The organism is Sporosarcina sp. D27 (assembly GCF_000586555.1).
GTDB lineage: Bacteria > Bacillota > Bacilli > Bacillales_A > Planococcaceae > Sporosarcina.
The window spans coordinates 1-22,214 of the sequence record NZ_AZUC01000054.1; the positions used below are offsets into that span (position 1 = coordinate 1).

The 22,214-nt window shown below is 44.1% G+C and carries 22 protein-coding genes; 3 read left to right on the forward strand and 19 right to left on the reverse strand.

From position 1 onward, the window contains the following. Positions 1-68 precede the first annotated feature (68 nt). Genes N693_RS0114135 through N693_RS0114165 form a run of 7 tightly spaced genes read right to left on the reverse strand, consistent with a single transcriptional unit; the run spans position 69 to position 5,877 of the window. A complete protein-coding gene (locus tag N693_RS0114135; protein ID WP_025785478.1) occupies positions 69-464 on the reverse strand; it encodes a Na+/H+ antiporter subunit G in 396 nt (131 codons plus the stop codon). After that, entirely contained in the window at positions 442-726 is a 285-nt protein-coding gene (locus N693_RS0114140; RefSeq protein WP_025785479.1) for a Na(+)/H(+) antiporter subunit F1, read from the reverse strand. The genes N693_RS0114135 and N693_RS0114140 overlap by 23 nt, the downstream gene beginning before the upstream one ends. Beyond that, positions 726-1,208: a Na+/H+ antiporter subunit E gene (locus tag N693_RS0114145; RefSeq protein ID WP_025785480.1), complete on the reverse strand. Its 483-nt coding sequence runs from the start codon at positions 1,206-1,208 to the stop codon at positions 726-728. Before N693_RS0114145 ends, N693_RS0114140 begins: the two co-directional genes overlap by 1 nt. 23 nt (positions 1,209-1,231) lie before the next feature. Further along, positions 1,232-2,728, reverse strand: a complete 1,497-nt coding sequence (locus N693_RS0114150) for a Na+/H+ antiporter subunit D (protein ID WP_025785481.1) — start codon at positions 2,726-2,728, stop codon at positions 1,232-1,234. Then, positions 2,721-3,059 (reverse strand): Na(+)/H(+) antiporter subunit C, encoded by a 339-nt coding sequence (locus N693_RS0114155; protein ID WP_025785482.1) that lies wholly within the window; start codon positions 3,057-3,059, stop codon positions 2,721-2,723. The genes N693_RS0114150 and N693_RS0114155 overlap by 8 nt, the downstream gene beginning before the upstream one ends. Next, positions 3,060-3,485, reverse strand: coding sequence for a Na(+)/H(+) antiporter subunit B (locus tag N693_RS0114160; RefSeq protein WP_025785483.1), 426 nt, complete (start codon positions 3,483-3,485; stop codon positions 3,060-3,062). Further along, on the reverse strand, positions 3,472-5,877 hold the full coding sequence (locus N693_RS0114165) for a Na+/H+ antiporter subunit A (RefSeq protein ID WP_025785484.1): 2,406 nt from the start codon (positions 5,875-5,877) through the stop codon (positions 3,472-3,474). The genes N693_RS0114160 and N693_RS0114165 overlap by 14 nt, the downstream gene beginning before the upstream one ends. A 353-nt stretch (positions 5,878-6,230) precedes the next feature. Between N693_RS0114165 and N693_RS0114170 the strand changes: the two genes are divergently transcribed. Further along, positions 6,231-6,905: a universal stress protein gene (locus N693_RS0114170; protein WP_025785485.1), complete on the forward strand. Its 675-nt coding sequence runs from the start codon at positions 6,231-6,233 to the stop codon at positions 6,903-6,905. A 63-nt stretch (positions 6,906-6,968) separates the two neighbouring features. Here N693_RS0114170 and murB read toward each other — a convergent pair whose 3' ends face one another. After that, positions 6,969-7,886, reverse strand: a complete 918-nt coding sequence (murB, locus tag N693_RS0114175) for a UDP-N-acetylmuramate dehydrogenase (protein WP_025785486.1) — start codon at positions 7,884-7,886, stop codon at positions 6,969-6,971. 220 nt (positions 7,887-8,106) lie between these two features. On the opposite strand from murB, the gene N693_RS0114180 reads away from it, so the two are divergent. Then, positions 8,107-9,483 (forward strand): FAD-dependent oxidoreductase, encoded by a 1,377-nt coding sequence (locus N693_RS0114180; RefSeq protein ID WP_025785487.1) that lies wholly within the window; start codon positions 8,107-8,109, stop codon positions 9,481-9,483. 176 nt (positions 9,484-9,659) lie between these two features. On the opposite strand, the gene N693_RS0114185 is transcribed toward N693_RS0114180, so the two are convergent. Together N693_RS0114185 and N693_RS0114190 are read right to left on the reverse strand one after the other, a co-directional pair. After that, positions 9,660-10,586, reverse strand: coding sequence for a manganese-dependent inorganic pyrophosphatase (locus N693_RS0114185; protein ID WP_025785488.1), 927 nt, complete (start codon positions 10,584-10,586; stop codon positions 9,660-9,662). A 51-nt stretch (positions 10,587-10,637) separates the two neighbouring features. Then, positions 10,638-11,084, reverse strand: a complete 447-nt coding sequence (locus tag N693_RS0114190) for an Rrf2 family transcriptional regulator (RefSeq protein WP_025785489.1) — start codon at positions 11,082-11,084, stop codon at positions 10,638-10,640. Between the two features lie 160 nt (positions 11,085-11,244). On the opposite strand from N693_RS0114190, the gene hmpA reads away from it, so the two are divergent. Then, positions 11,245-12,432: an NO-inducible flavohemoprotein gene (gene hmpA, locus N693_RS0114195; protein WP_025785490.1), complete on the forward strand. Its 1,188-nt coding sequence runs from the start codon at positions 11,245-11,247 to the stop codon at positions 12,430-12,432. 52 nt (positions 12,433-12,484) lie between these two features. Here the strand turns inward: hmpA and N693_RS0114200 are convergent, their stop codons facing one another. The 9 genes from N693_RS0114200 to N693_RS0114240 all read right to left on the reverse strand — a co-directional run bounded on the left by N693_RS0114200 (position 12,485) and on the right by N693_RS0114240 (position 22,163). Further along, positions 12,485-13,531, reverse strand: a complete 1,047-nt coding sequence (locus tag N693_RS0114200) for a membrane protein (protein WP_037593402.1) — start codon at positions 13,529-13,531, stop codon at positions 12,485-12,487. Between the two features lie 56 nt (positions 13,532-13,587). Beyond that, positions 13,588-13,743, reverse strand: a complete 156-nt coding sequence (locus tag N693_RS20270; RefSeq protein ID WP_156028930.1) for a hypothetical protein — start codon at positions 13,741-13,743, stop codon at positions 13,588-13,590. A 146-nt stretch (positions 13,744-13,889) separates the two neighbouring features. Beyond that, positions 13,890-14,405 carry a type 1 glutamine amidotransferase domain-containing protein gene (locus tag N693_RS0114210; protein ID WP_025785492.1) on the reverse strand — a complete coding sequence of 172 codons (516 nt, stop codon included), beginning with the start codon at positions 14,403-14,405 and terminating at the stop codon, positions 13,890-13,892. Between the two features lie 76 nt (positions 14,406-14,481). Then, the gene (locus tag N693_RS0114215) at positions 14,482-15,084 is read right to left on the reverse strand and encodes a DNA-3-methyladenine glycosylase (RefSeq protein ID WP_172643598.1); all 603 of its coding nucleotides are present in this window, start codon (positions 15,082-15,084) and stop codon (positions 14,482-14,484) included. A 164-nt stretch (positions 15,085-15,248) separates the two neighbouring features. Next, positions 15,249-17,018, reverse strand: coding sequence for an ABC transporter ATP-binding protein (locus N693_RS0114220; RefSeq protein WP_253271206.1), 1,770 nt, complete (start codon positions 17,016-17,018; stop codon positions 15,249-15,251). Beyond that, entirely contained in the window at positions 17,008-17,724 is a 717-nt protein-coding gene (locus N693_RS0114225; RefSeq protein WP_081760238.1) for a uracil-DNA glycosylase, read from the reverse strand. The genes N693_RS0114220 and N693_RS0114225 overlap by 11 nt, the downstream gene beginning before the upstream one ends. A gap of 352 nt (positions 17,725-18,076) precedes the next feature. Then, a complete protein-coding gene (locus tag N693_RS0114230; protein WP_025785496.1) occupies positions 18,077-18,820 on the reverse strand; it encodes a hypothetical protein in 744 nt (247 codons plus the stop codon). 67 nt (positions 18,821-18,887) lie between these two features. Beyond that, positions 18,888-20,123, reverse strand: coding sequence for an MFS transporter (locus tag N693_RS0114235; protein WP_025785497.1), 1,236 nt, complete (start codon positions 20,121-20,123; stop codon positions 18,888-18,890). 93 nt (positions 20,124-20,216) lie between these two features. Then, positions 20,217-22,163, reverse strand: a complete 1,947-nt coding sequence (locus N693_RS0114240; protein ID WP_025785498.1) for a FapA family protein — start codon at positions 22,161-22,163, stop codon at positions 20,217-20,219. Positions 22,164-22,214 lie beyond the last annotated feature (51 nt).

Consider the following 22,214-nt stretch of genomic DNA (forward strand, 5'->3'; position numbering starts at 1 on the left):
TCCAGTTTTTATGATCACTTCTCATGCTTTATGAGCACTTTCCAGCTTTTATGATCACTCTCAACGCTTTATGAGCGCTCCTCATCTTCCGTCTCCTCATCCTTCGCGGGTTTATCGCCATGAATGACTTCATATAGTTCATCTTCCACTGAAATATCTGCGAGTCCCACTTTTGAGCGATATGCCGCGCGGATGATTAGGTGCCCTGCGACTGGGGCTGTGAGGAATACGAACACGATGCCAAGCAAGACGCGGACACTGACGAAATGATCGTGGAACAAAAAGTATAGGAACACGCCGATCAGCGTCAGCAATACCGATAGTGTGGAGCTTTTTGTCGCTGCATGGGATCGTGTATAAACGTCGGGTAATCGGATAATCCCGAACACACTGATGACACTAAAAATACTTCCCAACAGGATAAGCAGGGCGCCGATGAATTCACCGATCTCGTTTTCGTTCAACGATAACCCCCCTCTCAATATATTTTGAAAAGGCGATTGTGCTGATGAATGACAATATCCCGAGAATCAGAATGACTTCCAAATATGCTTTCGTTCCGTAAACAACAGATACGACTCCAATCATCGCAATCAGATTCACACCAACAACATCCATCGCAATCACACGATCCGGCATGGAAGGACCGATAATGAGTCGGAGAACAGCAATTGCAATTGTAACCGCGAACAACACAACAGAAATCGCTAGCATAGTCTGAATCATTATCGGGTCACCTCCATTATCGCTTTTTCGAAGTTCTTCAATTGTTTGATCAACCCATCACGAGATTCTTGGACGTCCATCGCATGGATGTACAACGCATCACTTTCCGGAGTCACTTCCATTACGACAGAACCTGGCGTCAATGTCAGCAACATCGAAAGCATCGTAATTTCCACATCACTCCTCAAAATGGTTTCATACTTAAAGATTCCTGGTTCAATCTTCAAACGTGGACTTAAAATCTGCTTTAGCACGACTGCACTCGATTGGATCAATTCCCAAACAAAGATGAAGAATAATCTAACGACAGCGTAAACACGACGTAAGTAGAAACGTGTACCGAAAAAACGGTGCATGAAGAATAGGATTCCGATTCCTACGAGAAAGCCTGCGTAGAACGTGGAAAAACGCAATTCGTCTTCATCGATGAGCAACATCCATAGAAATGCAATGAATAAGTTCAATAACAGTTGACCTGGCATTCTCCCGTCCCCTTTCCTCTGCGTTATTGTTTCAGCAACGATTCTTTGTCTAAAACAGCTTCAATATATGTTTGCGGATTGCTCAATGTCGATGCCGCGTCATTCACAAATGGTGCAATCACGTCGGCTCCTACTCCGATTGCGAGCGTCAAGACGCCAAGCATCACAATAGGTATCAGCGTACGTTTCTTCAACACGACCTGTTCTTCGCTGCCGATGATCGCTTCCCCCATGAAGCAGTTAAGGAAAATGCGCAATAACGAATACAACACGAACAAACTCGACAGAAACGCTAAGGTCAGCAACACATACGTTTCTGCTTCGATCAAACCTTCACCGAGCAACACTTTTCCGATGAATCCACTGAATGGTGGAATACCGGTGAGCGATAGCATGACGATGAAAAACAGCCAGCCTAGTGTAGGATAATTCCGTATCAGCCCACTGACCTCTCCGATTTTCGCCTTACCTGTCAATGAAATCATCAACCCACCTGCTAAAAACAGCATCGCTTTTGCGACCATGTCATGTAATACGTAATAGATCGAACCTTGCAACGCAACTTCGTTTCCAGCAGCCAGTCCCACGAGTATGAATCCCACCGCAATGACCACGTTATAAGCTATGATTTGCCGTACATTACTTGATGATAGTGCACCGATACTTCCGCCAATCAACGTCAACGCAGCCATGATCCCGATAATTGACTGGGTGATTTCTGGAGAGTGATGGAACACAAGTGTGAACATACGAATTAGCGCATAAATCCCTACTTTCGTGAGCAATGCGCCGAACAACGCTGCGATTGCTGCGGGAGGTGCGCTGTAAGAACCTGGCAGCCAGAAATACAACAACAATCCCGCTTTCAAACTAAAGACGAGTAAAAAGATCAAGCTGATAATTGTCAGTACTGGACCTTGACCATTTTCAGCAACACGCTCCGCTAATTGCGCCATGTTGAGCGTTCCTGTTGCGCCGTACAAATACGCAATCGCAAGTAGGAAAAACCATGAGGCTAGTACATTAATTGTAATATAAGTAAATGCTTCGACGAGCTGGACTTTACGTCCTCCTAGAATCAGAAGTGCATATGACGCAAGCAACATCACTTCAAAACAGACGAACAAGTTAAAGACATCTCCTGTTAAAAATGAGCCGTTGACGCCTGCTAGCAAGAAAAGCATGAATGGATAGACATACATCTTCTCAAATGCTTCTCCAATCGTCGAAAACGCGTACAGCAAAATAATACTTGTTACTGTCGCAGCAGCCGTAACTAGTAACAGCGCGAACGAATCTCCAACAAATAGAATACCGTATGGTGGCTCCCAACCACCAAAGTCCAATCGTAGAATGCCTTCAGATTGGATCCGCAGCAACAAGTACACACCGATTCCAGCAGAACTTGCAGTTGCTATAAAGCTGAGGGTACGCTGCAGGATGAACGAATTGCGGAAGAATGTCAGCACAATCGCAGTAAGCAGCGGAATGAGGACAGGCAATACGAGCGCATTAGTCATCGAATTCTCTCCTAACATCATCCAGATTATCAGCACCCGTTTCCCGGTAAATTCGGTATGCGAGAACGAGGAGGAACGCGGTGACAGCAAAACTAATAACGATTGCGGTCAGAATGAGTGCTTGAGGAAGCGCATCCGTATATGTCGAACCTTCTTCTGTCAGTAAAGGAGCTCCCCCCTTTTTCAATCCACCCATTGCAAGGATCAGTAAATGGATGGCATGAGAAAGGATCGCAGTCCCTAAAATGATCCGCACAAAATTACGGGATAGCAGTAAATAGACCGCCACCATGACGAGAACGCCTACAAGTAATGTAATTAAGGTCTCCATTCAACTCACATCCTCACTGATCGTCAAAAGAATTGTCACGACGACACCCACAACGGTTAGCGCAACACCAGCTTCAAATAGTAGCACCATCGAAAGCTCCGTCGCTCCGAAAACTGGCAACGCAAATTCCCCTTTTGCCTGGTTCAGAAATTGATTGCTAAACAGCATAGGCACTGCACTGCTTGCGACCGCTAGAAACACGCCAAGTCCCGCAATTTTCTTAAAATCGAACGGAATTCCTTTATGCACCGTCTCAATATCGTACGTCATATACAGCAACAGTAGCGCTGAAGCGAGTACGAGCCCTCCAGAGAAACCACCACCCGGGTCATTATGACCGGAGATGAAGAGCTCAACACCGAACGTTAAAATGATGAACACGACAATTTTCGTGACAGTGCGCAAGATGACGTCATTGATTTTCATTGCCGTCACCGTCCTTTTTATCTTTTAACTTGATCAACACATAAACACCGAGTCCACCGATCAACAAAACAACAATTTCGAGCATTGTATCGAACGCACGAAAATCCCCCAAAATCGCATTGACGATATTGCCACCGCCTGTGAGCGTCTTCGCGTCTTCAAAGTACTTGGAAATCGGGTCGAACAGGCGATTACCTTGAACAATAAGCGCTGTAATGATGACGATTAGTCCTGATGCAACTGCGATGCATGCATTCAAAACCTTCACTGGACGACGTGGACGCTCTTTCTTCCAATCTGGCATAAAGCGGAATGTCAGCAAGAACAACACAGTAGTTACCGTTTCCACAACGATTTGGGTAAGTGCCAAGTCAGGTGCCCGCAAGACGACGAATAGAAATGCGACTGTAAATCCAAGGACACCATTCAGTAGAATCGCAATCAACCGAGAATTCACAAAAAGAATAGCAACTGCTGCAGACATCATAACCATCACGAGAATGTATTCATTGACCGTTACGACAGAATCCTCTGAAAAGTTAAACGCTAAACGCCATACAAAGCTCAACGCAGTCCCCATCATGGTGATGAAAAACAGCAAAATGTACGTGAAATATCGATGCAAATGCCCCGTCATGTACTTATTCGTCAGGTGATAGGAGTTGCCCTCAAGCTGAATGAGTAACAACGTATAGATGTTATCGATTTTCCAACTGAACGGAGCAATTGTATAGATCCTTCTCCACTGGCGTAAGAAAATGTAGAGAATCGTACCAATCAGTATGATTCCAATCGTCATCCAAAGTGCTGGATTTAATCCATGCCACGCTGCAATGTGCGGAACAAGTGATTCAGGATTTCCAAACGATGGATAGACCGCCGCCATAGCTGGCTTCAAAATCCATTTCCCTAGTACGTTCGGGAAGAAGAACAATCCTACAATCAATACTCCTAAAATGGACGGCGCAACGAGCATCCCAGGTCTCGGATCATGCGCTCCTCGGTCGACCCATGCAGGCTGTTGCTGCTGGCGGCCAAAAAACGTTTGAAAAACGATAATCATGCAGTATACGAATGTAAAAACACTTGCTATCCATGCGACAATTGGAATCCAAATGTGGACACCTGGTAACGCCAAGTGTTGCACAGCGAGACTCGCTTCCAAAAAGAGTTCCTTACTTAAAAATCCGTTAAATGGAGGCAATCCAGCCATTGAAAAACTACCTGCAAGCGCGATAGTAAACGTAATCGGCATGAACACAGCGAGACCACCGAGTTTACGAATATCACGCGTCCCGAGTTCATGGTCTACGATTCCGATGATCATGAATAACGCGCCTTTAAATGTGGAGTGGTTAATCAAATGGAATAGTCCTGCAAATGCCGCAGCGGTGTAGATGGTTTTATCCGCCCCTGGGATGTCCAGCATGGCAGCTGAACCGATTCCAAGTAAACTCATGATCAACCCGAGTTGACTGATTGTTGAATAGGCGAGGAGCGCTTTCAAATCGTTTTGGCGAACTGCGTTGAACGAACCCCATAACAAGGTCAATAGCCCAACGAACGTCACCGAATAGAACCAAAGTTCACTTTCACCAAATACAGGAATGAAGCGAGCGACAAGATAGATCCCAGCTTTGACCATCGTGGCTGAGTGTAAATAAGCACTGACCGGTGTCGGCGCTTCCATCGCGTCTGGAAGCCAGATGTGGAACGGGAATTGTGCAGATTTCGTAAAAGCTCCAAGTAGAATGAGGAGCATCGCCGGGACGAAAAGATCGTACGTCGGTAATGTTCCCGCCATACCAATCATCTCTTGGATACTATAAGTCCCCGTCATTTGGTGCAACATAAGGAATCCGACGAGCATGCCGATTCCGCCTGTTACTGTGATGAGCATTGCCTTTTTCGCACCAGCTCGAGAATTTTTCCGTTGGTGCCAAAAAGCGATGAGCAGGAATGATGAAACACTTGTTAACTCCCAAAATACGTAGAGCACTAAGACGTTATCTGAAAAGACGACACCGAGCATGGAACCCATGAACAACAACAAATACATATAAAAACGACCAAGTGCTTCTCGTTCAGATAGATAATAAATGGAGTACATGACAACGAGCGTCCCCATGCCTGTGATGAGCAATCCCAAAATCATACTGAGACCGTCTAAATGAGTGGTAAAGTGGATATCGGCAGTGTTCAGCCACCGGATGGTGTGGAATAAGTTCTCGCCTGAAGCGAGACTTGGAATTTGAAAACTTAGGATGACAAACAAAATCAATGGAACCGGTAATACCATCCAACCGATTTTCTTACTGCGTACATATGTATAAAGAAACGGGACAAAAAGCGATGCCAGAAACGGCACCAATATAAGTATCGGAATAATCATTTCGTCGTACCCCCAATCAAAAAAGAAAACACGGGTCCTATCATCAGAGACCTCTAACCTACGGCAAAAGCTTGGAAAATCGCAGCAGTACTTGTACGGGGTTTTCAAGAATCCGCGGAAAAGTTTCTGTGACGGCTTGACGCGGATGGAAAAGCCGGCGATAATGAGTGCCATGTGAGTACAGTGAACAAGCCCGAAACTATCTTTTAGTTTCAGGACTACCGTTCAAAACGTGGCGTTTGTGTTTTGGTTTCATTCTAAAGTATACACAAAATTTACATCAATCGCACTTGAAGCGCGCGCACGAGTGTGAGAACGCCTAGTATTCGGATTCTATGGAGGTGGAGGACTACATGGGAAAAGCGAAAGGACGCATGGATGAAAGCATCCTCGTCTGTGTGTATTACGGACCTAACGGAGAGCGACTTATTCGTCGTGGTCATCAGATGGCAAGCGCAATGGACTGCCCTCTTTACATTTTAACAGTCGATCCACGACCATTAGATGATATGGATGCAGACAAATCGGATTATATTGACAGATGGCGTGAGCTTGCGGATGAATTCGAAGCAGACGAATTCATCGTACGGGATAACGAAAGTAGACCTACCGCAAAAGTGATCAAACAAGTCGCACACGACCGAAATGTCACTCAAATCATTATCGGGCAAACAGCGCAAAGCCGATGGGAAGAAATTACAAAGGGGTCGTTCATGAACGTCTTGTTGCGTGAAATTACATTCGTAGATTTCCACGTCGTATCGGTCGCACGTTCCATTAAGCATGATGTCGAGGGGTTGTTCGAAAAAGGATTACGAGCCTATCTGACGGACGATGGAGAGGGCTTCCGTATCACGTTCAACTATACAAAGGATGCTCGATTTGAAGGAATCTTCTTCAAAGAGACCGGAACCGATTTCAATAATGGCCTCTTTAAATTCATGCATGACGGAAAAATGTGCCAGGTGAGAATTACAGATGATCGTGTAGAGGATCCGTCTCTGGTTAGTTGTAAAATCGATGTATAACGATAGATAAAAGCAGGGAGTGCCGAAGCGCTCCCTGCTTTTTGTTTTGTTGCTATAGTATTCTTACTCCGCAGGTTCTCCAACAATTTTCACTTCGCGTTCGAGATCTACTCCAAAACGCTTTTTCACTTCTGCTTGGACCATTTCAATAGTTTGAATGTAGTCCGTTGCCGTTGCGTGATTTTTGTTAATGATGAATCCCGCGTGTTTGGTTGAGACCTCTGCTCCACCGATTCCTTTACCTTGAAGTCCACTATCCTGAATCAGTTTCCCAGCGAAATACCCGGGTGGACGTTTAAATACACTTCCTGCTGAAGGATATTCAAGAGGTTGCTTCGACTCACGCAAAAATGTCAATTCTGCCACTTTCGCATCGATCGTCTCTTGGTCGCCAAACTGGAGATCGAAATCCGAAGACACAACGAAATACCCTTCGTCTGCGATAATGCTTTTTCGATAACCGAGGCCAAGTTCCTCTTTAGATAGAACAAAGATTTCCCCTTTACGATTCATAAGGGTAGACTTCACGATGATGTCTTTGATCTCCCCGCCGTATGCTCCTGCATTCATCGCCATTGCGCCTCCGACAGATCCTGGAATTCCACATGCGAATTCAAATCCAGTGAGTCCAGCTGCCGCAGATGCTTTGGATACATCGATAATGTGTGCACCCGCTTCAGCGTGTACGTGCGTTCCGTCGACAGTAATTACATCCAACTTTACAGGATGCAATACGATGCCACGAACTCCACCATCGCGAACGACCATGTTGGATCCATTTCCAAGTAACAGCAACGGGATGTCGTGTTCATATGCATAACAGACAGTCGTCTGCATTTCTTCTACTGTTTGCGGAATTACAAGTAAATCTGCGTGTCCACCTAATTCTGTTTTTGTATAAGCTGAAAGGGATTCATCCAGCAAAAGCTGTCCCTTAGTAATCGTCGTTTGTAAATCAGCAAGCCATTGTTGCTTAGCCATTCCACCCAACCCTTTCGAATGTACGTACCACTCTTACAGTATGCTGTGAATCCAGAGATTTGACAAGAGGTACGGACATGTTTTCTATATAGTTTCATTCTACTCGTTCAACATTAACAATTGATGAGAATCCGTGTATTTCCGAAGACATCCGTTAAATCTCATGATTTCTGGCGAGGATGGACTTAAGTGAACTTACAGAACACGGAGGGAAATCACAATGTTGAACTCACTTTGGCTAGAAACAGCCTATCCACGTGACACCTATCTCCCACCCTCTTCAGATACGACCTGCGATGTTTGTATTATAGGAGGTGGATTGTGCGGTCTCACAGCTGCGTATTTATTAGCAAAAGCTGGTAAGAAAGTGTTAATGCTTGAAAAAGATCGAATTCTTGAAGGCGCGTCCGGAAATACGACTGGGAAACTAACGACCCAGCATGACTTAGTCTATGCAGACCTCCTGAAGACATTCGGCGCCGAATCTGCAACAGTCTATTATAAGACGAACGATGCGGCAATTCGGTTCGCACAGTCCATTGCTGAAGGTGACGAACTGCGCTCAACGAATTCCGTATTGTTCGCAAGTACTGACAGTGGAGTGGCAGCTCTAAGGAAAGAAGCGGATGCCTATAAAACACTTGGCATTCCATTTGATCGGCGCCTGAATTGTGAATTACCACTCTCCGTTAAAGAAACACTTACACTAAGTAATCAGGCACAGCTCCACCCTGTTAGATATGGTCAGCATATTGCAAAGCTTGCTGTTTCTGAAGGTGCTCAACTGTGCGAAAAATCGGATGTTCGTTCTATGGATTTGAAAGAGAAGTCTCTCCAGCTTTCTTCCGATATTGTCATTAAATTTGATGAGCTTCTGTTATGTACACATTATCCAATTGAGGCGCTACGTGGGATGAACATTATGAAGCTGGAAGTAAAACGCTCCTATTTGCTATCCGTACCCGCTGATATGCCGTTACAAAGCCAGTACTTGTCTGTCGATGAGCCTAAACGTTCAATCCGGACTGTATTCATCGACGGTCGTCCTCATTTTTTACTCGGTGGTGAGGATCATAAAGCCGGTGTCACGAGTGATACAGACCTCCATTACAACCGACTGGCGGAGGAGCTACAATCTGTCTACCATCTAGGGGAACCGGTTCACAGCTGGTCTGCACAAGATCCGTCAACTCCGGATTTAATACCTTATGCAGGACCAATTTCAGCCGCAATGCCATATGTTCATATTTGTACAGGCTTCCGTAAATGGGGGATGACAAATTCTCTGGCAGCCGCCCAAATTGTCACTGACCAGATTACAGGTCAACCGAACCCTGCTATCTCGCTTTACGCACCTGATCGCACTGGCTTCGGTACACTTTTACTCCAGGCATTGAAAACGACTGGATTTGTATTGAAGGAATTTACCGGAGGTCACTTAACTCGTACCGATGCTCCTATTTGTACGCACATGGGATGTCGCACCAGGTGGAACAAAGGGGATGAAACCTGGGATTGTCCATGCCATGGCTCCCGTTTTAGAAAAGATGGTTCTGTATTAGAAGGTCCAGCAACACGTCCACTCGATTTGAAATAGGACTAGCGCTGAATTGTGGAATCGGCATTATGACCTGCGGAATCGGCAATACCAAAGCTTATATCGGCAGTTTCAAGGAATTAATCGGAATCTGAACACAATTCAACAGATACTTCCTCTAAAAAAAGCTGCCTGGAGAGTGAACACGTCACTCTCCTGGCAGCTTCTCATCATTTTTACTTAAATGCTTCGGTCAATACCGGAACGATTTGTTTCTTACGCGATACAATTCCGTTTAAAATCGCCATGTCATTTGCCGGTACTACGTTAAATGCCGTCATTGCAGCAAATGCTTTCTCACCAATCGCAATTGCAATTGAATCATTGTTAATAATATCCGTAATGACAAACAAGAATAAATCAAGTTTCTTCACAGATACTACTTTCGTCAACAGTTCTGTCAACTCTTCCTTGCGATTCAACACGTCATTCAGATCTACAGCATTTACTTGCGCAATTTCCATTGTCACATCTCCGACCTCGAAAGTCTTAGCATCGAGTGAAATGAGTTCTTCCAATGTTTTGCTGCTAAGATCTGCACCTGCCTTAAGCATGTCCAATCCGTAAACGTTTGCGTCCACGCCTGCAATCTCTGCAAGTTCTTCAGCTGCTTTCCGGTCTTCTTCAGTAAATGTTGGAGATTTGAACAACAACGAATCGGAAATGATTGCTGACAACATGAGTCCCGCAATGTTTTTAGGAATTGCTACACCATGCTCTTTAAACAACTTGTTCAAAATCGTTGCCGTACATCCTACCGGTTCAGCGCGATAGTAAAGCGGATCGCTCGTTTGGAAATTTGCAATTCGGTGATGATCGATGACTTCAAGCACTTGAACGTCTTCAATATCATCTGCACTTTGCTGCTTTTCGTTATGGTCGACTAAAATGACTTGAGACGCTTCTGTTGCTACTCGATCGATTTGTCGTGGTGCTTTAAAACCAAACGTTTCCAACGCAAACGCAGTTTCTTCAGATACACTGCCAAGTCTTACGGCTTCTGCGTCCACCCCAATTTGCTGTTTCAAATATGCGTATGTAATCGCAGAAGCGATTGAATCCGTATCGGGATTTTTGTGGCCAAATACAAGTACTTTGTTCATAAGTGAATTCCTCCTAATGTCTTTGCCTATTGCATCTTTCTTATCTTACCATCACGACAAGGGTGGCGGAAACAGAAGCAACCCAATTTCATCTTTATTTTGCACAAAATCTGCAATTGTATAACGGTCCAACACCGCTAAATACGCGTGCAAAGCTTCCTTCAAAACGCCTTTCAGCTGGCACACAGGTGCAAGGACACACTGATTCGATTCCCGATTGAAGCATTCTACCAATTGAAAGTCATCTTCCGTCTTTCGAACAACATTTCCTACATTAATATGTTCTGGTCGGACTTTCAAACGGATCCCGCCACCCCTACCACGGACAGTTTCAATGAACCCCGCCTTTCCGAGTTCATGCACAACTTTTGTCAAATGATTTTTTGAAATTGTGAATGCTTCTGATATTTCCGCTACTGTTGATAATTCGTCTTCTGGCTTAGCTGCCAAAAAGATTAAAACACGCAACGAGTAGTCTGTATAGAGCGTCAACCGCATCTCGTTCACCATTCTTTCTATAAAATCCTTCGTTTTTGTCCATTCATTGAATGAAATGTGACTAAAATTCGAACTGTCTTTAAAGATGTATTTTTTATATAGCTTTTTAAATTCATTAGGATTATGATAAATCCATCAACTACGAGAGGTCGTGTCAATTATGTTATCCCAAGAGAAAATTGATATTATTAAATCCACTGTACCTGTTCTAGAGCAACATGGCAAAACAATTACAACTGTGTTCTACAAAAATATGTTCGAGGCGCATCCTGAGCTATTGAACGTGTTCAACCACGTTAACCAAGCGCAAGGACGTCAACAGACTGCACTCGCAAATACTGTACTCGCAGCAGCAAAACATATCGACAACTTAGGAGCAATCATTCCAGCTGTTGTCCAAATTGCAAACAAACACGTTTCACTTGGTATCGTTCCAGAGCAATATCCAATCGTCGGAAAGTACCTTCTAGGTGCTATCAAAGAAGTTCTTGGAGATGCAGCAACTCCTGAAATTCTCGGTGCATGGGAAGAAGCGTATGGCATAATCGCTGATGCATTCATCGGCGTAGAAAAATCCATGTATGATGAGAAGGAAGCTGAAGATGGCGGCTGGAAATTGTTCAAAGGATTTATCGTTGCAGATAAAATCAAGGAAAGTGACGTCATTACTTCAATCTACTTCAAACCTGTAGATGGCGGTAAAGTACCTTCGTACAAACCTGGCCAATATATCAGCGTTAAACTTGAAATTCCTGGAGAGAAGAACACTTTGATTCGTCAATATAGCTTATCTCAAGCACCAAACGGCGAGTCATTCCGTATATCTGTAAAACGCGAAGCGGACAACAACCCGAATGGTAAAGCATCCGTCTACCTTCACGACAAGGTAAACGTTGGGGATATTGTTGAGCTTAGCGCTCCAGCAGGCGATTTCTACCTAGACGTCGAGAACAATACTCCTGTAACACTTATTAGTGGAGGCGTTGGAGTAACTCCTATGATGGCGATGTACGAAACAATTGCAACCACTACACCAGAACGTCCTGTAGCATTCCTACATTCTGCACGGACTCGAAGCCACCAAGCATTCGACAAAGTCGTTCGCGAAATGAATGAATCTCTTGCAACTTCCAGCTATGCAGCGCTTTACTCTGAAGAAGGTGACGGGTTCATCAACCGTGATTTCCTTGAGAAGAACGTTAAAGAAGGTAGCGACGTTTACGTATGCGGCCCGACTCCATTCATGCAAGCAGTAATTAGTGAATTGTATGCAATGGGTATCGACAAAGAAAAAGTACACTTTGAATTCTTTGGTCCTGCTGTACAACTTAACCTTGCACACTCTTAATAATTATAAACAAGCCGTCATCGTTCGCACGATGACGGCTTGTTTTTTGTTTCTATTTTAAACTTCTTAGAGCTTTTTTAGGTAATCTAAACGATGCGATTAACAACGTCAGCATGAGGAACAATCCAATATTTCCAATGAACGGATACAATTTGTCGAGTAATACTGAGAATCCGAAGAAACTAAGACCAAATCCAATTACAAGTATGATGAATACGAACAAACGGAAACGGGGAGTTTCTCGACGTACAAATCGTGCACCAAAGGAGTAGAACATACTGACTGCCGTATTGAAAATCATTCCGTACAAGACAACCGCCATCATAATGCCCAAGATGGGTGAGATGTCATTGATGATTGCAAGCATAGGTAAATCGGAATCTTTTACTACATCGATTTTCGAGAAGATGGCTAAGTGACTGAGTAAAATCATAATACCTAGCCCTAGTCCACCAACAAGGCCACCGAGCGCTGCTGCTTTTTCATCTTTTTCAGCTCCACCCATTACGAGTGCCATTGAAGCCCCCACAGCCATATTGAACGATACGTAGTTGATCGCCGAAATCCACCAATTAGGCAAAGGCGTTTGAACCGATGTTGCCACACTGTCCAGGCTCGAGAAGGAATCTGTCATGTTTGTCAGGCAATAGACCGAAACGATGATGATTGCAAGAATGAGAAATGGTGTCACACTCCCGATGACTGCCACGACACGATCGACTTTTAATAATACTGTTAAAAATACCAGAATAACCATAAGCAGGCTTCCTAGATAAGGCGGAAGTCCAAACTGCTGATTCAAGTTCGAACCCGCTCCCGCAATCATGACAACACCTACTGAAAATAACGTGATGATAATAACGGCATCAACGATTATCCCGAGGTATTTGCCACTTATTTTATAGACAGCTTCCTTGTGTGAGGTAGTTTGCATACGACTTCCTATTCGCGTTAATATCATTCCGAAATACGCAAACAGGACAGTGGAGACAATTGCCCCTATGATTCCAAGCAATCCGAAACTTGTAAAGTATTGTACAATCTCTTTCCCCGAAGCAAAACCAGCTCCGACGATAATCCCAATAAAAGCGCTTCCCATCTTTAAAACTTTCAAGCGTTTTCCCCCTAATTCGTACACACATTGGAACAAATGGTTTAATTCTTTCTCTTTAAATCTTCTGAAATTTCCTCAAGAATTCCTTCCAGTCTTTTCAGTCTAGCTGAATTGTCGATTGCATTCCGTACGACAAAGTAGAGCATAAACGAAAACAGAACAAAGGTGATAACGAGCACCAGCAACCATTCTCCCAATGCCCCCCCCTGTCTTGCCACTTTTCAGGCTATTCTAGTTATGTATACTGCTTCGTTTAATTTACCATTCCTTTAAAGCGTTTTCAACTCACTGAAAAAGAAGACCCACAAAGGGGCCTTCTCATAAGTACGTCTATTTTCACTCATTACGCTTCAAGTAACTTGAGTGCTTCGCGGTTAAACGCAGGGATATCTTCTGGCTGACGACTTGTGACGAGTTGGTTGTGACAAACCACAACTTCTTTGTCATGGAATTTAGTACCTGCATATTCCATGTCAACTCGAATTGACGTATACCCCGTTGCGTCACGACCTTCTAAAGCTTTTGCAGTAATCAGCAGCTGCGGTCCGTGACAAATTGCAAATACAGGTTTGTCTGCATCCATGAAAGCTTTCGCGAATTTGACGAAACGATCATCTGCACGGAGCTGATCCGGAGAAAAGCCTCCTGGGATGAACAATGCATCGAAATCTTCCGGCTTCACTTCGTCAATTCCTTTATCGATTCTGACAGGCGTACCTTTTTTCATGCCTTTAACGACCGTGCCTGCTTCCTTTTCTATCGTAACGACTTCATGACCAGCATCTTGGAAAGCCTTAGCTGGATCTGCGTACTCTGAGTCCTCAAACATATTAGTAAGTACAGTTGCAATCTTAGCCATTTTCACATGCACTCCTTTTGGTTAAATAAGTTGTGTTACACGTTCATTATTTTCCACGTTTCTGCCAAAACTAAACCTACGGACGGAATTTAGAAACAAATGCATTGTCTTTTTCATAAAAGCGCCAAGGATAGTGCACTGCTTCACCTGCATTCGCAATGCCGATACGAGGGCTTGTTTCAACTTCACCTACTGCATCTGACTTTGCGATGAACAACGGACGATTTGTCCAATGGTGACCGTAATAATCCATCGTGATTCCGAGAGCTTTAGACAATTTCCCTGGTCCGTTAGTCCAGTCTTTCATAGTGAGATTTTCTCCCCTACGTTCGCGCATGAATTCCAATCCCTCGACCGGCTCACCTGCACGAATTAGAATCGCATGCGGTGTCCCAACCGGTCCAGAGACGACGTTCATCAAGGTATGTGTGTGCATTTGATAGGTATACACGCCTCCCGCCTCTCCAAACATCACTTCCGTTCGCTTTGTTCTACGATTTTGAAAGCTATGCGCTGCCTGGTCTTCGGCTCCATGATAAGCCTCTGTTTCTACAATACGTACAACGACAGGACCTGTCGGGAGTTCATGGACAATCAACTGTCCAATCAAGCCTCGGGCAAGTTCCAATACTGGGCGTTCAAAAAATTGTTGCTCAACTGGTTCGTGGATAAGCCTCACTCCTTTTATCATTCAACAACTGCAAATTCTATAAGACTTAGTTCGCCAGTTGAAAATGGATTCAATGTACTTAAAGGTCTACCCATGTTTCATTGTTTACAATCCATCTACGACTCGGATCCGAAAAATGCAAACGGACCTTCCTAAGCGAAAGGTCCGTTTTTTTACAATGAATGATTTTCCGCAAGCCCTTGACCTGCAGCAAATTCTTCATACATCTTATGAGATTTTAATAACTCCTGGTGCGTTCCAACCCCTGTAATCGCACCCTTTTCCAAAAATATCAATTGGTCCGCATCGATTACAGTTGATAATCTGTGCGCAATAATCAGTGTTGTACGACCTAACATAAGTCGTTGAAGTGCTTCCTGGACATGTGTTTCAGATCCACTATCCAAATTCGATGTCGCTTCATCAAGCAAAAGTATCGACGGGTTATGCAATAATGCTCGTGCGATGGCAATCCTCTGTCGTTGCCCACCTGAAAGCTTCATGCCACGTTCTCCGACAAGTGTGTCGAATCCGTCTTCCATCTCTTCGATGAACCCTAGCGCATTAGCCGCAGATGCTGCGTTTCGGATCTTTTCAAGCGATGGGCGTTCCGACAGTCCATAAGCAATATTATCAACAATGGTTCCACTTAGTAGGGGACTTTCCTGTGAGACATACCCTATTCTTCCACGCCAGTCCGATAACTCAATCTCTTCAATGGGCCGATCTCCAAGGTAGATCTTGCCGGACATCGGTTTGTAAAATCGCTCAATCAGAGAAAACAATGTCGTTTTTCCTCCACCGCTCGGACCGACAAATGCAGTAACGGTTCCAGGTACAGCACTAAACGTCACATTCTTTAGAACTGGTTTCTCGCTATCGTAAGCGAACGATACATCTTGAAATGCGAGTATGGATTCTGGATCTCCTGTCACTCCTTCAGTTCGTTCACTATCCATCCCTAAGATTTGTTGGATACGCTCTGTCGCCCCGACAGCTTTTTGAAAGACCGTAAACACTTGAGCCATCTGTGCAAATGGGACAATGATCTGGAACATGAGAAAAATTATCGCAACGAGGGTCCCAGCAGATAGGGCACCTTTTGAAACTTGAGCACCTCCATATCCTAGGATTGCAACTAAAATCCCCATCATAATTAGCGTCATGACTGGTGAAATCACCGCTTGAATTTTGGCTTCACGCAGTCCAAAACCAAATAACGAACGAATGGCCACAGAGCCTTTTTCCTGTTCATAAGTTTCTGCACGATAAGCTTTTACAAGGCGGATATCCCCAAGTACGCGACCTAAGAGCCCTGAGAACTTCGCCATTTCAGCTTGAGTTGCCTTGGCAATTTTATGCATCACACGTCCTAGGGGAAAGATGATCGCCATACTAATCGGAATGCTAACGAGCATGATGAGTGTCATCTTCCAATCTAAGTACAAGAGAATTGCAATTGCTCCGATAATGGAAATGATTCCAGTAACGAGCGACACTAAATGGTCGGAAACTAGTTGCTTTAAAATCGTTGTATCTTGCGTAATCCGACTCATCGTTTCACCGGTTTCAGTTTCATCATAATATGGAACCGGTAAACGCAACACTTTCCCCCACAGCCGCGTCCTTAGGTCCGCAACAATTGTTTCCCCTATATAGGCAAGCATGTAGTAGGACACCCCGCCGAGCAGTGCCTGGATTACAAATACAGTTAGCAGGAAAATAGCTGTCTTCCAGTTAAATAAGTCACTTGTCAACGAGTCTACGAGTTGTTTAGTGACTAGAGGGATTGCAAGACTTGCTAGTGTTGAAAATAGTGCTAATACTAAAGCCGCTACCGTAATCCCTTTCGGCCAGTCTAACTGTTTTAGCAAGCTGACAAATTCTTTCAATGATCCTTTCGTTTGTTTTGTTTCTTGAACTGCTTCCATGTTACTTTCCATCCATATTCCTACTTTCAATTATAGTTGGCTCAGTTTCACCAATGAATTTTTGTTCGTTCCGATCCTTAAGGATCCGACCGATTTCAAGCCAATCCGATTCTAACGACGACCGATGCGATGGACGGTAAAAGATGGAAGCCGGATGAAAAGTAGGGATGATTGTGTACGATTCTTCCGTCCATCCATAATCCAAATCCTCCAATTCACGTAAAAAACGCACGGGCTGGTATAACTGTTTCCCATGCAGTTCCGTTACTTTTGCATGTTTGCCGATCAACCTCTGCAAACTCACGTTACCAAGTGTAACAATCAGTTCCGGTTGAACATTCGCGATTTCAAAATCGAGAACAGGTGCATGCGCAAGGATTTCGAGTTTGGTAGGGGGACGATTGTATTTGCGCTCTGTCAACGTACCATCCCGTTCTTTTCGTTGACCATAGCGATACGGACGGCTTCGAACTGCACTCGTTATATACACATCCTCCCTCGTAAGCCCAATGGAGGCAAGTGATTTCATAAGTTCTTTCCCCGCTCTTCCTGTAAACGGAATACCACCTAGTGCTTCTGTTTCACCAGGCGCTTCGCCAATTAGCATCAGTTTAGGTTGACGGGGTCCCTCACCATACACAAACCCTTCCACCGGGAATCGGTCAATACGCTTCTTCCCAAGGTCTGCGACAAATTCAGGTATTCTGAATGGATGCATTTCACTCACGCTTCTCACCTCACTACTCAATTTACTCATTGAATAAGACACAACGCACCACACGTGATTGCTCTTCGATATAACCTACCATATCTCAAGCGATATTCATGCGCTGAGAACTTGGTTTAACGTTTCCGGAACTTTCTTCTCGATTGCTTTCTCGATTCTTCGATAGCTCTCTTTTTTTGTCTTATCTTAACTGCTGCAAATATCAGTAGCCCTGTAATGATAATCACACAAAGATAAATGCCGACCCAACTGTACGAAATAAGATACATTGCATCCTTCCAGTTGTATCCTCTAATACTGACTTGTTCTGGATGTCCTACCGGATAGCGGATTTGCACTAATTCTAAGTTTTTTTGTAATCATTTGCCGATACTTCTTTCGTCATATGAAAGGGTTCTCCGTCTACACTGAAATTGAATGCCAAGTAATAATTTGTTTCTGCATACCGTCCATGTCCTATGTCAATTCTGCTGTCAGTGATTTCCGCAATTCTATATGTCTGTTCCCCAACATTTTCACCAATCCATCGAATTAGATCACTGAACATTAACACGTAACAAGCTAGTAGCAAACTACCCAAGCCTATTGACAGCAGGATTATTAATATGGTTCCAAATGATTTGGAAAACGGATTCCGCATCCTTAAATAGACTATCAATTTGGATAGCTGATAAACGAGGTAAATTATCGGGAAAATAACTGTCACTACAAGCATAATCCAGTGTTCTTTATGGGCCTCTTTTCCATCGAGTTCCGTATAGAACACCCTGCCCTTCATAACACCTTGAATCTTGTCACCTGGTTTAAGTGTTGCATATTCTTCTTTACTCACCTCAGAATAGCTGCCAATCTTCTGTTTCATTGAGACTTTTTCTTCGTTGCCGTTACTTAGCATAACTAAATAATGATTCTTTCCTAAATAACTTCTTTCAACCTGTTTTCCTGTAACTGAAACTTCTACCGGGCTAGTTTGTTCGCTTTGGATTGTCTTTTGAAAATCTCGTAATTCATCGATAAACATCATAGTAGAAAATAGAAATAAGAGAAAGCCCGTTACCGCCCATGCTACGTTCTTCACGTTATCCAAACTACACCTCCACAATAAACCATTGCACTAAAAAACACTATGGAAATTCCACAGTGTCTCTTCTACGTTATTCAAGTTCCATTTGTTTCGTTTCCGTACCTAAAAAGATAACAGCAAGAACACCAATTAAAATTGCTCCACAGAAAATCCCGAAAATCAGTCCAAATCCGTATCCAGCTGTTAGCATGGAACCGACCAATAAAGGACCAAAAATCCCACCGATTCGACCAATCCCTGCCGCCATACCCGTTCCAGTTCCACGGATTGACGTTGGATATTGTTCTGGTGAATACGCATATAGCGCACCCCATGCACCTAAGTTAAAGAATGATAGCAGTGCACCGAATAGTAACAGCATTGCTAAAGAATCAGCATTTCCAAATGCAAACGCACTAAGCGCTGTTCCTATCAAGTACGTTGCGAGGACAAACTTGCGTCCTGTTCGCTCAATTAACCATGCCGCTGAGAAATAACCTGGAAGCTGCGCTAGCGTCATCAGTAAGACGTAGCCAAAGGTTTTGATCATCGCAAAGCCTTTCAAGACCATCACACTGGGGAGCCATAAAAACATTCCATAATAAGAAAAGACGACTGTAAACCAAACAATCCAAAGCATCAAGGTTCTTCTTCTAAAAGGTTTTGCCCACAAAGTCGTCATTTTTTCTCCGACAGATTGCTTCGGTTCTCCGGCTTGTACAAATCTTGGTGAGTCTGGCAAGTTGCGTCTCAGATAGATTGCATAAAATGCAGGCAATGCCGTTATGATAAGTGCCGCTCGCCAACCGAACGTCGGGATGACAAAATATGCGATCAACGCAGCAATGAGCCATCCTGCTGCCCAAAAGCTTTCCAATAGGACTACAACTCTTCCTCGCTCCTTCGCTTCTACACTTTCTGAAACTAACGTTGATGCAACTGGCAGCTCGCCTCCAAGTCCTGCTCCAACGAAAAATCTTAGTATAAGAAATGCTGCAAGAGTTGTCGTGAGCGCAGATAACCCGCTTGCCACCGAGAATAATACCAGAGTTAACATGAAAACTTGCTTTCTTCCGATTCGGTCTGCTAATAGTCCAAACCCAATCGCACCGAACATCATTCCTAATGAGTTGATACTTCCTACCCAACCAATTGCTGCAGGAGCCAGGTTCCACTCCACGGCAATAGCTGCAATCACGAACGACAGAATTCCTACATCCATTGCATCAAACATCCAGCCAGTTCCTGATATTACGAGTAATTTGTTACGTGAAATAGTTCGCGACTTCTGAGATTTCAAAGATACGCGTTCCATAGTATTAGCCATTGTCTTTTCTCCTCCGATGTCTAAACAACTGTCATGACACCTGTCATTATACAGTCATTTAACGAAAGGGTAAAGAACAATTTAGAGCACCTCTTAACGGACGGTCAACATTCCATTTTGCAATTTAGCTGTGACTCCGATAAGCGTCTCCGACAAATGGTACGATTGATCTCCCACGATGAGAACCGTTCCTGCATGTGCGATTCCGATGACAATGGACCCTTCTTCTTTTGTACGAACAATCGTTTGTCCACCGCGTTTAGAACCACATTCCCGAATGGATACGTGTCGATCTGCAACAAGCTCCCCACCTCGACAAACCCCTTCTGCTAAGAGATCCAACTGCGCATGGACTTTACATTGAGCCAGGCCATTCCCAATGATTTCAATAGTTCCCGCGCAATTTAGAGTACTATTCACTGCATATGGAATACGTAAGCGACCTGAAGTTACCGTCTCGTTAGGAAGATGCCTTGCTACCATCTGTTGAGCTTTGGAAATTAGTTCAAGAAACTCCAATCCGTCTTTTACTCCTGGATTCATCGTGTTAACAAATATACTGTACAATGTTGTTTGTAACTCATTCCAATCAGGATCTGTTGCAACCGGTTCTCTCCGCTGCAAGAATATTTGAAGCTGTTCTTGGAAAGAAGAGTACTTATCTCCAAACCCGATACGGAACAGTTTCTTCAGGTCCTGTCCATCTAACGTAGACAATTCAACCTCACGGAATGCTCCAATATCTTGGATGAACGACCCAAGCTTGTCGAGAATGGGAAGAAACTTCTCCAATTCTGCTGCGTATTTTGCATCTGGAGATTGTTGTTGTCCCACTTCAATCGTCGACGACGAAACGTGGCCTACTACATGAACAGTTTTCCCCGCGTATACCTCAGCTTTACTTACTTCGCCACCAATTTCAACAGCTCCTGTTACTTCCAAGAGACAGCCCTGGCTGACGTTTCCCTTCACAGTTATGTCACCATCGAAATGGATATTCCCGCTCGCAAAATTCACTTCATCCATTTCTAGTGAGTCAGCGATATCTATGAAAATCACATTATCCGTGCGTTCTAAGACAAGATTTCCGGAACAATTCGCAAAGATATGATTGCCTGTTTTTGTAACATTCTTGCCTAATCGGATTGTGGCAGTCTGTCCGTCTTCCGCCATAATCTCATTACCAAACACGTCTTCTCCGGGTTGGCCAGGAATTGGAGGAAGGACAGCAGCGACAAGTTGACCATTCTGAACGAGTTGCACCGATGCTTGCTCCCGGTAATTTACTTTTCCTTCGTCAGCGAGTGTTATGCCATCCACATCAATTTGAACTTCAACATCTCCATCAAGTCCTGATTTTGGAAAAATCCCACGTGCTACAATAGCTTCATATGGCACAACCGTCTCACAGGCTTCCCATAACACTCGTTTGTCTAATGGTGCGCTAATTCCCAGTTGTAGGCATGCATCCCGAATCATTCGTTGAGAACAATCATTCACAATCTCATGGGTCTCTTCAGCTACTACCATCAAGTTATGCTCATACCCTGAATCTTTTACAGTGCGAGTTACTTTTTTACCTGGAGATACAGTTAACAGCGCAAGTGCTCCATGTTCCCGTACTGTGATGGATAACTGTGCTCGGGTCAGCTCGTCAATTGTTCGAATATGTACAATATCTGATTCCGAAATTTTTCTTCTTCCCTCTATTTTCTCACCATTCACAATTACTGATATACCATTACCCGCTTCAATTGACGGGAGAACATTCGCAGATGCTTCATGCACCTCAACTCGACCGCCTGTAATCCTAACACCAGCTTGTCCAGATTCACCTATTCGCAAATCTGTAGTAGGTGCATTGTATCGAACTGGAGTCACGGTCACTTCCGCAAATCTGGATGCGCCGGTGAATCCGCTAGATTCAGCAGTTTTATTCACATGGATATGCACATCTGACAAATCGAGACATAAGATGTCCAGTGCCGTCTCTACAGCTTGTTCAACCGATTTCCCACGCACCGTAATCGCTTTTCCCATACCGTCTCCCACTCTCTTCGTTCTAATGCTTAAAGTGTAGCATAGCAAGGA

Excerpts from the sequence above, each read along its gene's own strand:
- N693_RS0114185 (WP_025785488.1), bottom strand. The coding sequence starts at position 10,586 with ATGAACAAAGTACTTGTATTTGGCCACAAAAATCCCGATACGGATTCA.
- N693_RS0114145 (WP_025785480.1), bottom strand. The coding sequence starts at position 1,208 with ATGCCAGGTCAACTGTTATTGAACTTATTCATTGCATTTCTATGGATG.
- N693_RS0114140 (WP_025785479.1), bottom strand. The coding sequence starts at position 726 with ATGATTCAGACTATGCTAGCGATTTCTGTTGTGTTGTTCGCGGTTACA.
- N693_RS0114155 (WP_025785482.1), bottom strand. The coding sequence starts at position 3,059 with ATGGAGACCTTAATTACATTACTTGTAGGCGTTCTCGTCATGGTGGCG.
- N693_RS0114160 (WP_025785483.1), bottom strand. The coding sequence starts at position 3,485 with ATGAAAATCAATGACGTCATCTTGCGCACTGTCACGAAAATTGTCGTG.
- N693_RS0114200 (WP_037593402.1), bottom strand. The coding sequence starts at position 13,531 with ATGGGAAGCGCTTTTATTGGGATTATCGTCGGAGCTGGTTTTGCTTCG.
- N693_RS0114220 (WP_253271206.1), bottom strand. The coding sequence starts at position 17,018 with ATGGAAAGTAACATGGAAGCAGTTCAAGAAACAAAACAAACGAAAGGA.
- N693_RS0114240 (WP_025785498.1), bottom strand. The coding sequence starts at position 22,163 with ATGGGAAAAGCGATTACGGTGCGTGGGAAATCGGTTGAACAAGCTGTA.
- murB (WP_025785486.1), bottom strand. The coding sequence starts at position 7,886 with ATGGCTAAGCAACAATGGCTTGCTGATTTACAAACGACGATTACTAAG.
- N693_RS0114165 (WP_025785484.1), bottom strand. The coding sequence starts at position 5,877 with ATGATTATTCCGATACTTATATTGGTGCCGTTTCTGGCATCGCTTTTT.
- N693_RS0114180 (WP_025785487.1), top strand. The coding sequence starts at position 8,107 with ATGTTGAACTCACTTTGGCTAGAAACAGCCTATCCACGTGACACCTAT.
- N693_RS0114150 (WP_025785481.1), bottom strand. The coding sequence starts at position 2,728 with ATGACTAATGCGCTCGTATTGCCTGTCCTCATTCCGCTGCTTACTGCG.
- hmpA (WP_025785490.1), top strand. The coding sequence starts at position 11,245 with ATGTTATCCCAAGAGAAAATTGATATTATTAAATCCACTGTACCTGTT.
- N693_RS0114190 (WP_025785489.1), bottom strand. The coding sequence starts at position 11,084 with ATGCGGTTGACGCTCTATACAGACTACTCGTTGCGTGTTTTAATCTTT.
- N693_RS0114235 (WP_025785497.1), bottom strand. The coding sequence starts at position 20,123 with ATGGCTAATACTATGGAACGCGTATCTTTGAAATCTCAGAAGTCGCGA.
- N693_RS0114170 (WP_025785485.1), top strand. The coding sequence starts at position 6,231 with ATGGGAAAAGCGAAAGGACGCATGGATGAAAGCATCCTCGTCTGTGTG.
- N693_RS0114210 (WP_025785492.1), bottom strand. The coding sequence starts at position 14,405 with ATGGCTAAGATTGCAACTGTACTTACTAATATGTTTGAGGACTCAGAG.
- N693_RS0114225 (WP_081760238.1), bottom strand. The coding sequence starts at position 17,724 with ATGCATCCATTCAGAATACCTGAATTTGTCGCAGACCTTGGGAAGAAG.